Below are 13,081 nucleotides of genomic sequence, written 5' to 3'. Positions count from 1 at the left end.
TAGAATGTAATGAACGATATTGATCGCATAATAAAGGAAACTAAAGGAAAGAACGGAATACCAAATTTTGTGGTTTTGACCTTTATAATTTCACTTTTGGCAATTGATTTTTTTCCTTACTTTAAAAGTATGGAGATTATAAATCCCCAGTTTTTATATGTATCGTTTTTGAATTTATTAGCCGGAGTTTATTTTTATTTTAACAGAAAATTGATCGCTGTAAATGCAATTCAGGTTTTAAAAAGAAGTAATATTTTAAAAATATACCTGCTTTTTCTCTTCATTTGCGCATTATCTTATATAACAGCAAAAAACACATCTTTGGTTTTAACCAAATTTACAGAACTCATTATTGTATTTTGCCTGTTTATAAATCTTTCTATTCTGCTAAAGGGCAAGCTTTATTTGCTTTATCAAATTGTTTTTATCGTTTGTATTAGTGCTTTTTTGCAATCCTTTCAGCAATTATCCAGCTTTTTAATTATACCAAAAAATGCCTCTATAATACAGTTATTGAGCGATATGAAAGGCAATACAGGAAATATAAATATCCTCGCAGCAAGTCTTACTATCAAAGTTCCGTTTTTATTGCTTGGCATTACGCATTTTAACAACTATAAAAGGTGGTTCTTGCTTTTTGCACTGTTTTCAGTAACATCCGTTATCTTTCTAACCGGAGCCAGAACAGCGCTGCTCAATTTGTTTCTGATCTTTCTGGTTTATATTGTTTATCTGCTAAAAGAACATTCGTTTTACAGATCGACTTTTATAAAGATTTTATTTCTAATAATTCCGGTACTGATTGCAGCTTTATTTTCGAATACAATTTTCGAGAAATCTAAAAATACTTCAAGATATGTTTCAATAGAAAACCGAATCGTACAAATTAATACCGACGATACTTCATCAAAAGCCAGGTTTATTTTTTGGAATAATATCTTAAAAATAAGCAGTAAAAATCCTGTTTTAGGAATTGGATTGGGAAATTATCAAATAGAATCTATTCCTTACGAACGATTAACGGCAAACGATTCTAATGCTTCTCTGCACGCACATAATGATTTTCTTGAAATACTTGCAGAAACCGGAATTATAAACGGTTTGATTTATTTTTCACTATTCATTTTAATACTTTTCATTAATTTAAAAACGATATTAAAATCCACAGATATACATATAAAGACGATTGCATGCCTCAGTTTGTTGCTTTTAATAGTTTATGGAATTGATTCGTTCTTTAATTTCCCAATGTACAGGCCAACAATGCAATTATTTTTTGCTTTATTATTGGCGTTAACACTGGTAAATGATTCAAAATTAGAAGTAGAAAATAATATCCAAAATAAAACCAAATTATATCCAATTTTAATAGTTTTGGCTATTATAACAACTTATTCGGCCTTCTTGATTAATAAAGCTTCCCGTTTAGAATATTTAATTGTTGCCGATAATATTAATGCCAACAAAAGCGGCATTTTAACAGGTGATGAAATAATGAACAGAATGCCGAAATATCCAAATGTTTTGAGTTCTTCTGAATCATTCTATGAATATGCAGGTATTTATTATATCAGAGAAAAAAATTACGATAAAGCACTCAAATCCTTTTCTTACGCCAGTAAAATCAATCCTTATTTTGGCCGAATCGATTTTTATAAATATTTAATTTCAAAAGAAAAAGGAAATCTTGACAGCGCTTATGTTTATATTAAAAAAGCATTTTATTTGCGACCAAGAAATTTAGATATCTATCAGGCTTCAACACATTTGGCAGCATTTAAAAAAGATACAACCGAAATTTTTAAAGAACATGCAATAGTTTCACAATATCGAAAAGATCCTCAAGCCTGGACGACAGCGGCAACTGAATTGCAAAATGCAGGTTTTGGCCGTAAAAAATTAGTTCAGTTTATAGATATAGGTTTAAAAGATTTCCCAAAAGACAGTACACTTTTAAAACTGAAAAGCACTTTTTTGATTACTAATTATATTATTGAAGGTCAGAATTTTATAGACAAATCAAATACTAAAAAAGCATTAGAAACCTACCAGAAAGCATTAAAAATCGATCCTGAAAATATATATGTAATGCAGAATATTGGGTTCTATTATTATCATTCAGGTCAATTTCCGGAAGCTATTAAATATTTTAAAAATGCTTTAAAATCTCCGGGTTTAAACAATGGCAAAACAGAATTTTTTATCAGTTTGTGTTATATGAAAAGGAACGATAAAGAAAATGTCTGTAAATATTTAAATTTTTCAAAAGAAAAAAATTATCCGGGAGCGCAACAAGTGCTGGAAAAATATTGCAGGTAAAAAATACATTACAAATTTAAGTTAGCCATTCATTTACTTTAATTTTTTCAACAAATTATAGGCAAATTTTGAATATTATTTAGCTAAAAATGCCTTATTTTGCGGTTTCAATTAACCAAAAAGCTATGCAATCTATTCAAGCCAATAATTATCTCGTTCATTTCAACCAAAATGCATACGAAGCCTTAAATGCACATTTAAAAGAAAATAAATATTCTAATTTGTTTATTATAGTTGATAATCAAACAAATGAATATTGCCTGCCTAAATTTTTGCCTTTACTTGAAACAGAACTTACAATAGAAATTATTGAATTTGAAGCTGGAGAAGCGAATAAAAATATAGATACGTGTATTGAAATCTGGAAAGTTTTAACAGAACTTGGCGCAGACAGAAAATCACTTGTAATTAATCTTGGCGGCGGTGTTGTAACTGATTTAGGCGGATTTGTTGCTTCTACTTTTAAAAGAGGCGTAGATTTCATTAATATTCCCACTACTTTATTGTCTATGGTTGATGCTTCTGTTGGAGGAAAAACGGGCGTTGACTTAGGAAATCTTAAAAACCAAATTGGCGTTATTAACGTTCCGCAAATGGTTTTGATTGATACGCAATATCTTGAAACTTTACCACAAAGTGAAATGCGTTCCGGTCTTGCAGAAATGCTAAAACACGGTTTAATATATGATATCGCGTACTGGAAACAGTTTTTAGACCTAAAATCAATTGATTATGCAGATTTTGACGCATTAATTTATCGTTCTGTTGAAATCAAAAATGATATCGTAATTCAGGACCCAACAGAAAAAAATATTCGTAAAGCCTTAAATTTCGGGCATACTTTGGGTCACGCCATAGAAAGTTACTTTTTGGAAAGTGAAACTAAGACTACTTTATTGCACGGAGAAGCAATTGCTATTGGGATGATTTTGGAAAGTTATATTTCGTTGCATAAAAATTTAATTACTGCGGCAGAATATGCTGAAATTAAAACCGCAATTAAAGGCATTTATGATTATGTAGAGATTGGAGAAAACGACATCAATCCGATCCTGGAATTGCTTATTCACGACAAAAAAAATGAGTATGGTTTGATTCAATTTGCGTTAATTGAAGGCATCGGAAAAATAAAAATTAACCAATCCGTTGAAAATAAATTGATTCTAGACGCGTTTCAGGATTATAAATCTTAAACTTTTTTTAATAAAAAGCATTGCTTTAGGTATATATTATTTTTTACATTTGCCACAATGAAAACAAACAAAAAACAAAGACACTTTAGTTCTTATAGAAACCGACTCAACAGTTCTTTACTTAGAATGTTGAATCGTTTTTATAATAGTAAAAGCCCGTTTTGTTTTGATGTTTTTTTGTGTTCAAAGGCAGAACATGAAAAACTGGAAATTGTATTTGCCAATATTAGGGTTTGAATTTTAGATTTAGCAACTTTTTTTTTACTAAATTTAAATAATAACTACTTAAAATATTGACAAATAAATGAATACAAAATATTCTGATCTAATTAATCAAACATATTATTTCCCACAAGAGGAGTTTAAATTAAACAAAGACAACTTACAATTTCACAATATCGATTTGATGAAATTGGTTGAACAATATGGTACGCCATTAAAATTTACCTATTTACCACAGATTTCTGAAAATATCAATAAGGCAAAGTCCTGGTTCAGAAAATCAATGGAAAAAAACAAATACGAAGCAAAATATTACTATTGTTATTGCACAAAAAGCTCTCATTTTGAATACATTATGAATGAAGCTTTCAAGAATAACATTCACATAGAAACATCATCGGCTTTTGATGTTAATATTGTTGAGAATTTGCTTGAAAATGGTAAGATTAATAAAAGTACCTATGTAATATGCAATGGTTTCAAAAGAGACGAATACATTAGCAATATTGCGAGATTAATCAATAACGGACACAAAAATACAATTCCGATCATTGACAATTATGAGGAGCTTGATTTGCTTCAGGCTGACATTAAAGGAAAATTTAAAATAGGAATTCGTATTGCGGCGGAAGAAGAACCTAAATTTGAGTTTTATACCTCGAGATTAGGTATTGGATACAAAAACATAGTTGCATTCTATAAAAAACAAATTCAGGAAAATGATAAGTTAGAGCTTAAAATGCTTCACTTTTTTATCAATACCGGGATAAACGATACTGCATATTACTGGAATGAGTTAGTAAAATGTATTAAAGTATACATTGCACTTAAAAAGGAATGCCCTACCCTTGATGGACTGAACATTGGAGGTGGTTTCCCGATTAAGAACTCTCTTGCTTTTGAATATGATTATCAATATATGATTGATGAAATCATCAATCAGATTAAAATTGCATGTGATGAAGCTGAAGTGGATGTACCAAATATTTTTACTGAATTTGGATCATTTACTGTAGGAGAAAGCGGTGGCGCTATCTATCAGATTTTGTATCAAAAACAACAAAATGATAGAGAAAAATGGAACATGATTGATTCATCATTCATTACCACTTTGCCGGATACTTGGGCGATAAATAAGCGTTTTATCATGTTGGCGGTCAACCGCTGGAATGATACTTACGAGCGGGTTTTATTAGGAGGACTGACTTGCGATAGTGACGATTATTACAATTCAGAACAAAATATGAACGCCATTTATTTACCTAAATACAACAAAGAAAAGCCATTGTACATTGGTTTCTTTAATACAGGTGCATATCAGGAAACTATTGGAGGATACGGAGGTTTACACCACTGTTTGATTCCGCAACCTAAACATATTTTAATTGATCGTGACGAAAACGGAATTTTAGCAACTGAAGTTTTTTCAGAGCAGCAAACTTCTGACGATGTATTGAAAATTTTAGGATACACAAAAAAAGTATAAAAAAAAACCTGCAAATTAAATGTTAATATCAGTAAAATTATTAATTTGCAGTATCATCTAAAAGGTTAACTTTTAATTCAAAAAAAAACAAAAACAAAACAAAATGAAAGGACCAATCAGTCAGTTTATTGAAAAACATTATTTACACTTTAACTCTGCTTCTTTAGTTGATGCTGCAAAAGCGTATGAACAACAATTGGCAAATGGTGCTAAAATGATGGTAAGTATGGCTGGCGCTATGAGTACAGCAGAAATTGGTAAAATTTTTGCCGAAATAATTAGACAAGATAAAGTACAGATTATTTCATGTACCGGAGCCAATCTAGAAGAAGACATCATGAACTTAGTGGCTCACTCACACTACGAAAGAGTTCCTAACTACCGTGATTTGACACCAGAAGACGAATGGGCTTTGCTTGAAAGAGGATTAAACCGTGTTACTGACACCTGTATTCCTGAGCATGAAGCATTTCGTCGTTTACAAAAACACATTTACAAAATCTGGAAAGATGCTGACGACAAAGGTGAGCGTTATTTTCCGCATGAATTCATGTATAAAATGCTATTATCAGGTGTTTTAGAAGAATATTATGAAATAGATTTAAAAGATAGCTGGATGTATGCAGCTGCTGAGAAAAACTTGCCTATTATTGTACCGGGATGGGAAGATAGTACAATGGGAAATATCTTTGCTTCATACGTAATCAAAGGAGATTTAAAAGCGTCTACCATGAAATCAGGAATCGAATATATGGTATTCCTTTCTGATTGGTATCCAAAAAATAGTGCTAACGGAATTGGATTTTTTCAAATTGGTGGTGGTATTGCAGGAGATTTTCCTATTTGTGTGGTACCAATGCTGTATCAGGATATGGAAATGCATGATATTCCGTTTTGGAGTTATTTCTGCCAGATATCAGATTCAACAACAAGTTACGGATCATATTCCGGAGCGGTTCCAAACGAGAAAATTACTTGGGGTAAATTAGATATTAAAACCCCTAAATTTATTATTGAGTCGGATGCTACAATTGTTGCACCGTTAATTTTTGCTTATTTATTAGATTTATAGGATATTTATGAAAAGAGTTATAGTAGACTACGCTAAACTTACCAACGAAATTTTGAACCTTTTGGTAGAAAAATTTCCTGATGGTTATGATGATTCGGATGTAATCCGTTTTAGAAATGCTAAAAACGAATTGATCGAAGCTGTTGAAGTTCGTACTGAAGACACTATTTATTTAGTAAAAATTAGTACAAAACTTGCTGATAGAATCGAAAATTACGATGAAGATGATGATATCGACGTTGATGTTGATACAATCGAACCAGTAAAAGGTCTTGATCTTGATGATGATATTGATGACGACGATGATGATGACGCGATAGATAAACCAGATACAGATGGCGGAGATGACGATGACGATGATGACAGAGACCCGGATGATATTGCAGATGACGATGATGATGAAGACGATGAAGACTAATTTATCTCTTTCAAAATAAATTAAAGGAACTCTATTTCAGGGTTCCTTTTTTTATGATGCTAATTTTGAATTACAAGCTGATTCTAAAATAAATTATTTTATTAAATAAGAAAAATACTACTATTTATTAATTATATTTAATGAATAATAAAACTTAGCCAAAATGAATTCAGAAATATTACACGCCAAGCTAAAAGAAAATTTTGGATTTGAAAAATTCAGGCCCAATCAGGAAACTATTATAAATACGATACTTTCCGGTCAGGATACGTTGGCGATTATGCCAACCGGTGGCGGAAAATCGATTTGTTTTCAATTACCGGCTTTGGTTTTACCAGGAATTACTATCGTAATTTCGCCTTTGATCGCCCTGATGAAAGATCAGGTTGACAGCTTAAAAACGAACGGAATTAATGCTTGTTATATAAACAGCAGCCAATCCAGCGAAGAACAGCAATTTTATATAGACAATTTAAAATCGAATACCTTTAAACTCGTTTATATTGCTCCGGAAAGTTTATCTTATCTAGATGTTGTTTTTAATGAGTTGACAGTCAGTTTAATTGCAATTGATGAAGCACATTGTATTTCGTCATGGGGACATGATTTTCGTCCAGCTTATACCAATTTGGGATATCTAAAAAGCCGCTTCCCCTCTACTCCTGTTCTGGCTTTGACTGCCACAGCCGATAAAGCAACGCGTACCGATATTACCAAACAATTAAAACTAATAAATCCTAAAACATTTGTTGCCTCGTTTGACAGGAAAAATTTAAGTCTGGAAGTTCGTCCGGCTTTAGATCGTGTCAAACAAATTATTGATTTTGTAGAAGATAAGCCTAATGAATCAGGCATTATTTATTGCTTAAGCAGAAAAACAACCGAGGAACTTGCTGAAAAATTACAAAAAAAAGGAATTAAGGCAAAAGCATATCACGCCGGTTTAGAAAATAAACTTCGTGCACAAACACAAGACGAGTTTATAAATGATGATTGTCAGGTGGTTTGTGCCACAATTGCTTTTGGAATGGGAATCGATAAATCGAATGTTCGATGGGTTATTCATTACAATCTTCCTAAAAACATTGAAGGTTATTATCAGGAAATCGGACGTGCAGGCCGTGACGGTTTACCTGCCGAAACGATTTTGTTCGAAAGTTATGCAGATGTAATTCAGCTTCAAAAATTTGCTTCTGAAGGATTAAATTCTGATGTTCAGCTTGCAAAATTAGAGCGAATGAAACAATATGCAGATGCTTTGAGCTGCAGACGAAAAATCCTGCTCTCCTATTTTGGAGAATTGGTAAATGAAAATTGCGGTAATTGCGATATTTGCAAAAAACCTCCAACATTTTTTGATGGGACGATTCTCGCGCAAAAAGCATTGTCTGCCATTAGCCGTTTACAAGAATCTGAGCCTTTGGCTGTAATTGTCGATTTTTTAAGAGGCTCGAAAAACGCGTATATCTACGAAAAAAATTATCAAAGCTTAAAAACGTACGGAATTGGAACTGACATTTCATGGTACGATTGGAATCAATACCTTATTCAGTTAATAAATCTTGGATATTGCGAAATTGCTTTTCATCAGCATAATAAAATTTTATTGACTCCTTTTGCAAGGAAAGTTTTGTTTGAAGGAGAAAAAGTAAAACTAACAACGGTTGTTAAAAAAGTAGTCGATAAAAATGAAATTAAAGAAGTAAAAGCAAAAACAGCGAAAAATTCTTTATTTGAAATACTTCGAAAACTACGTTATGAGATTGCTAAAGATGAAGAAGTTCCGGCATATGTAATTTTTAGTGATGCTGCCCTAAGGCAAATGGAGATCTTGAGACCTATGAGCGATGAAGAATTTCTTGCCATAGAAGGTGTTGGAAAAGTAAAACTCGAAAAATATGGTCAGGAATTTATAGATGCAATTGTTTATTACGAAAAAGTAAAAAAAACAAATGCAAAGGCTAAAAAAGAAGGCAACACCTATAAAACAACTTTAGAAATGTTTGAAAGTGGCGCTTCGGTACAGGAAATTGCAGAAAAAAGAAATTTAGGACAAACTACTATTATTTCACATTTGGCTAAATTATATGTTGACGGACATGATTTTGATTTAAGTCAGTTTGTTGCAGAAAAAGAAATTTCTCAATTGCAAAAAGCGCAAATCGAACTTGAATTTCCAACTGCATTGAAACCGTATTATGATTATTTTGAAGAAAAAATGTCTTACGATAAAATTCGATTTGGATTAGCTTTTCTTGAAAGGCACAAAAATGATGATGAAAAGCTAAAAATTAAAGCTTATTCATTGGATGAGAAAAGATTAGAAAATCCTGAAGCCTATAAAAAATGGAGTTCAGAGGAAGATTCAGAGCTTGTTCATAATTTTTATCAAGGAAAGAAAGTGAAAGAAATAGCGCTTTTGTTAGGAAGAAACGAAGGCGCGATAAGCTCCAGATTGAAAAAATTAGAATTGAAAAAATAATTTTCTCGGTTTTTTTATTTTTTTATTTTATTTTTGACTTAGTAGAAATTATAAATCATCTGTAAAATAAAAATCCTGTGAAAAATGTTTTTCACAGGATTTTTTTATATTAAAAAAGTAAACTTACAAATACCTTTCTTCAAAAACTTTTTTATGATGTTTTTGATGACCAATAATTACAAAACCTAAAGCTGCTGCTGAAAGATGATGCGTCGAAGCAGTTCCAATTCGTTTTAATTGTTCTTCAGATAAACTTTTGTAAAACAATAAAGTAGAATGTCTTACAGCAGAAAATTCAGTCAGCAAATCCTGAATGCTTCTTCCGTTTGCATTTGTATTTTCGACATAATCATTTTCTTCGAATCCAGGCAATGGTGTTTTGTCATTTCTTGAAAAACGCAAAGCACGATAAGCAAAAATACGTTCGCAATCTATAAGATGCTGAATAATATCTTTAATGGTCCACTTGCCTTCTGCATAACGATAATCAAATTTATCTAATGGAATATTTTGTACAAATCTGATAAAATCATGAAGGCAAATTTCTAATTCTTCAATCAAATTTACTTCTCCGGCTTCGCGAACATAATTTGCAAAAGGTCCGGAATATTCTGTTTCTAATAATTGGACTGAATTCATTTTTTATAATTTATAAAATTTTATACTAATCTAAATTCTATTTTAAGCCGAATTTCTACTTGCATTTGTATTTCCAAAAAGAGATCTGGTTACGATTTTTTCATAGACCTTAATCAAATCTTCGTTTGCATTGGCATCTTTATTCAATTCATTAATTTTTAATAAAGCATATTGCTGTATTGTCAACAATGGCAGCACAATACGTTCTCTTACCTGAATAGATGCTATACCATCAGGATAATTTTCCATCAAAGTTTTATGACCAGCAATTTTCAATAAAAGACGTTTTGTTTCTGAAAACTCATCGTAAATAATTTGCCAGAATTCACCAAATTCAGGATCTTTTCTCATGTAAGCTGTTAATGGTAAAAATGATTTTGCCAACGACATCATACTGTTTTCCAAAAGCGTTTTAAAGAATAAAGAGTTGTGATATAAATCCTGTACTTTATCCCATTGCCCACTTTCTTCAAAATGTTTTAAAGCTGTTCCTACTCCAAAAAATCCTGGCACATTTTGTTTTAACTGACTCCATGAACCAACGAAAGGAATTGCTCTTAAATCAGCAAAATCCAATGATTCAGATTTACTTCTTTTAGACGGACGGCTTCCGATATTTGTTTTAGAGTAGTATTTCAACGTACTCATTTTCTCTAAATATGGAATAAATTTAGGATGATTTTTAAAACTCAAATATTTATCATAGCCTAAACCGGCTAATTGCGTCAAAATCTCAGTTTCGTCTGCGCTTAATTCATTTTTTCCTTTACTGAAAACCTGATTCGTAACACCGGCACTCAATAAGTTTTCGATATTGTAACGACAAGAATCTAAAGTTCCGAAATTAGAACTAATAGTTTGTCCCTGAACCGTGATCTGAATTTCGTTATTTTCTATTTTTGGTCCTAAAGACGCATAAAATTTATGGGTTTTTCCACCACCACGAGCCGGAGGTCCACCACGACCATCAAAGAATATCGCTTTAATTCCGTATTTTCTGGAGATTTCTGTAAGTGCAATTTTTGCCTGATAAATACTCCAGTTTGCCATTAAATAACCACCATCTTTAGTTCCGTCAGAGAAACCTAACATGATTGTTTGCTTATTGCCTCTTGCTTGTAAATGCTTAGAATATTCAGGATTTGTATACAATTGCTCCATTATTTGGTGCGCATTTTGTAAATCATCAACTGATTCAAAAAGCGGAATAATATCTACAGTAGGATTTTCCCAATTGTTCAGTCTGATCATGGCAAAAGTTTCCATCACATTCAGCGCACTTTCGTTATTGCTAATAATATAACGGTTTGCTCCAAATTCACCATTTGCTTTCTGAATGGTTTTGATTGCCTGAACAGATTCTAAAGTCAATCTTGTAATTTCGTTATCAAAATCAGCAGGATTTAATTCGCCTTTAACTTTAGATAAAACAACTAATTTTTCTTCTTCTGATAATTCGAAATAATTCGCAGGGAATATTTTTGAACCTGAATTCAAATAATAATTCACGACATCGTTAAAAACAGCATCATGAATTTTACTATTCTGACGAATGTCTAAAGTTGCGAAGTGAAATCCGAATAAATTAATTTTCACCAAAAATGCTTCCAGTTCATCTAAATATAAAGACTGATGTTTTTCGATAATGATATCACGAATAAGATTTAATTGTGACAATAATTCTTCTAGAGTAATGTAAATTTCACCTTTAGAATAAAAAACAGAACGATAAAGTTTATGTTCAAGTTCAGATACCAAAGTATCTACTCCTGAGAAAGTTAGCTTACGTTTCAAGTTTCTCATTTCGATGTAATAACACTTCAAAATTGAGGTACGTAAACGATCTGCTACTTTTAAAGTAATATCCGTTGTAACGAAAGGATTTCCGTCACGATCTCCACCAGGCCAGAATCCAAGTTTGATTAACGGATTTTGAATGGCACTTCCCTGAAGGATATTTTTTTGCAAATAATGCACAATTTCTCCTGAAGTTGCATAGAACACATTTTCAAGATACCAGATTAAACTAACCGCTTCATCGTAAGGATTTGGTTTTTCGTTCTGGATAAAAGGCGTTTTACCTAATTGTGCTAATAATTGTTTTATTTTCAACAAATCATTTAGTCGAATAGCTTCGGTTAAATCATTTATAATTCCTAAAACCGGTCCAGGATAAAATTGTGTTGGATGCGCTGTTAAAACCGTTCTTACGTTGAAGTTTTCCAGAAAGTCGATCAATTCATCGTCTTTTTCTTTTGCATCTGATTTCTCTTTAATATCACGCAAAGAACCGCGTCCTTCCATATTATTAACTTCCGGAAAAGCCGCATCTTCAATCGCATCAAATAATACAATTTGACGTTCTATATATTGAATAAATCGAAACATTAAATCGATTTTCTCCGTCTCAGAAGCGTTATTAAGATATCTGTTAGAAAAGAAATCAAAAATTTCTTTAGGCGTTTCCTGTTTTTTAAAGCCCGTTTCGCAAGTTTCTGTAAATAAAGGAAGTAAAACCCCCGTATTATCTATAGAATCAAATGGTAATGTTATAAAAACACTATTATAAATATGGTATTTAGAGAGAACATCCTGATTAAAACGTTCAATTTTTGGTAACGTGTACATAATCGTGTTATAGTTGGTTGGTTAATTAGTCATAAAAAAACCCCAAGAATAAACTTGAGGTTATATTTTAATATAGCATTCAAGAAAAAATTACATATTTTTAAAAATAGTATGCATCAAACGCTTCTTATCGTTTATACTTTCTTCTAGTGAAATCATAGTTTCTGTTCTGTAAACACCTTCAATATCGTCAATCATAAAGATAACCTCTTTTGCGTGCTTAGTATCTTTTGCTCTAATTTTGCAAAAAATATTAAATTTTCCTGTAGTAACAGATGCTACTGTTACGAAAGGGATTTGGTTGATTCGCTCTAATACAAATTTAGTTTGAGATGTATTATTAAGGAACACACCTACATAAGCAATAAATGAATACCCTAATTTGTCATAATCTAAGGCTAATGAAGATCCCATTATTATACCTGCGTCTTCCATTTTTTTTACTCTAACATGTACTGTACCAGCAGATATCAATAGTTTTTTTGCAATGTCAGTAAACGGAACTCTCGTATTGTCTATTAACATATCTAAAATCTGGTGATCTACTTCATCTAAACGAAATTTACTCATAATTCTTTAATTAATATTACTAATTGCTATTACAAAGTATAAAAATATATAT

Annotated in this window: 9 protein-coding genes; 6 read left to right on the top strand and 3 right to left on the bottom strand. The window is 31.5% G+C overall.

Features of this window, described 5'->3' with window-relative positions:
- Positions 1-9: 9 nt before the first annotated feature.
- The 6 genes from ACZ0AH_RS11810 (at position 10) to recQ (ending at position 9,192) form a co-directional block, all read left to right on the top strand.
- Positions 10-2,319 carry an O-antigen ligase family protein gene (locus ACZ0AH_RS11810; protein WP_463475995.1) on the top strand — a complete coding sequence of 770 codons (2,310 nt, stop codon included), beginning with the start codon at positions 10-12 and terminating at the stop codon, positions 2,317-2,319.
- 125 nt (positions 2,320-2,444) lie between these two features.
- A complete protein-coding gene (gene aroB, locus ACZ0AH_RS11805) occupies positions 2,445-3,512 on the top strand; it encodes a 3-dehydroquinate synthase (protein ID WP_463475994.1) in 1,068 nt (355 codons plus the stop codon).
- A 304-nt stretch (positions 3,513-3,816) separates the two neighbouring features.
- The gene (locus ACZ0AH_RS11800) at positions 3,817-5,220 is read left to right on the top strand and encodes a type III PLP-dependent enzyme domain-containing protein (RefSeq protein ID WP_463475993.1); all 1,404 of its coding nucleotides are present in this window, start codon (positions 3,817-3,819) and stop codon (positions 5,218-5,220) included.
- 103 nt (positions 5,221-5,323) lie between these two features.
- Positions 5,324-6,292 carry a deoxyhypusine synthase family protein gene (locus ACZ0AH_RS11795; protein ID WP_056253513.1) on the top strand — a complete coding sequence of 323 codons (969 nt, stop codon included), beginning with the start codon at positions 5,324-5,326 and terminating at the stop codon, positions 6,290-6,292.
- Between the two features lie 7 nt (positions 6,293-6,299).
- Complete coding sequence (locus ACZ0AH_RS11790) at positions 6,300-6,710, top strand: DNA primase (RefSeq protein ID WP_115848307.1); 411 nt, start codon at positions 6,300-6,302, stop codon at positions 6,708-6,710.
- 163 nt (positions 6,711-6,873) lie between these two features.
- Positions 6,874-9,192, top strand: a complete 2,319-nt coding sequence (gene recQ, locus ACZ0AH_RS11785; protein ID WP_463475992.1) for a DNA helicase RecQ — start codon at positions 6,874-6,876, stop codon at positions 9,190-9,192.
- Positions 9,193-9,315: 123 nt separating this feature from the next.
- On the opposite strand, the gene ACZ0AH_RS11780 is transcribed toward recQ, so the two are convergent.
- The 3 genes from ACZ0AH_RS11780 to ACZ0AH_RS11770 all read right to left on the bottom strand — a co-directional run bounded on the left by ACZ0AH_RS11780 (position 9,316) and on the right by ACZ0AH_RS11770 (position 13,029).
- The gene (locus ACZ0AH_RS11780; RefSeq protein ID WP_463475991.1) at positions 9,316-9,831 is read right to left on the bottom strand and encodes a DinB family protein; all 516 of its coding nucleotides are present in this window, start codon (positions 9,829-9,831) and stop codon (positions 9,316-9,318) included.
- 42 nt (positions 9,832-9,873) lie between these two features.
- Positions 9,874-12,459 carry a phosphoenolpyruvate carboxylase gene (locus ACZ0AH_RS11775; RefSeq protein ID WP_463475990.1) on the bottom strand — a complete coding sequence of 862 codons (2,586 nt, stop codon included), beginning with the start codon at positions 12,457-12,459 and terminating at the stop codon, positions 9,874-9,876.
- 90 nt (positions 12,460-12,549) lie between these two features.
- Positions 12,550-13,029 (bottom strand): Lrp/AsnC family transcriptional regulator, encoded by a 480-nt coding sequence (locus tag ACZ0AH_RS11770; RefSeq protein WP_007805990.1) that lies wholly within the window; start codon positions 13,027-13,029, stop codon positions 12,550-12,552.
- Positions 13,030-13,081 lie beyond the last annotated feature (52 nt).

The sequence above is a fragment of the Flavobacterium sp. AC105 genome (assembly GCF_979258495.1).
This window is presented reverse-complemented; position numbering and strand designations above follow the sequence as displayed.

Excerpts from the sequence above, each read along its gene's own strand:
- ACZ0AH_RS11810 (WP_463475995.1), top strand. The coding sequence starts at position 10 with ATGAACGATATTGATCGCATAATAAAGGAAACTAAAGGAAAGAACGGA.
- aroB (WP_463475994.1), top strand. The coding sequence starts at position 2,445 with ATGCAATCTATTCAAGCCAATAATTATCTCGTTCATTTCAACCAAAAT.
- ACZ0AH_RS11800 (WP_463475993.1), top strand. The coding sequence starts at position 3,817 with ATGAATACAAAATATTCTGATCTAATTAATCAAACATATTATTTCCCA.
- ACZ0AH_RS11795 (WP_056253513.1), top strand. The coding sequence starts at position 5,324 with ATGAAAGGACCAATCAGTCAGTTTATTGAAAAACATTATTTACACTTT.
- ACZ0AH_RS11790 (WP_115848307.1), top strand. The coding sequence starts at position 6,300 with ATGAAAAGAGTTATAGTAGACTACGCTAAACTTACCAACGAAATTTTG.
- recQ (WP_463475992.1), top strand. The coding sequence starts at position 6,874 with ATGAATTCAGAAATATTACACGCCAAGCTAAAAGAAAATTTTGGATTT.
- ACZ0AH_RS11780 (WP_463475991.1), bottom strand. The coding sequence starts at position 9,831 with ATGAATTCAGTCCAATTATTAGAAACAGAATATTCCGGACCTTTTGCA.
- ACZ0AH_RS11775 (WP_463475990.1), bottom strand. The coding sequence starts at position 12,459 with ATGTACACGTTACCAAAAATTGAACGTTTTAATCAGGATGTTCTCTCT.
- ACZ0AH_RS11770 (WP_007805990.1), bottom strand. The coding sequence starts at position 13,029 with ATGAGTAAATTTCGTTTAGATGAAGTAGATCACCAGATTTTAGATATG.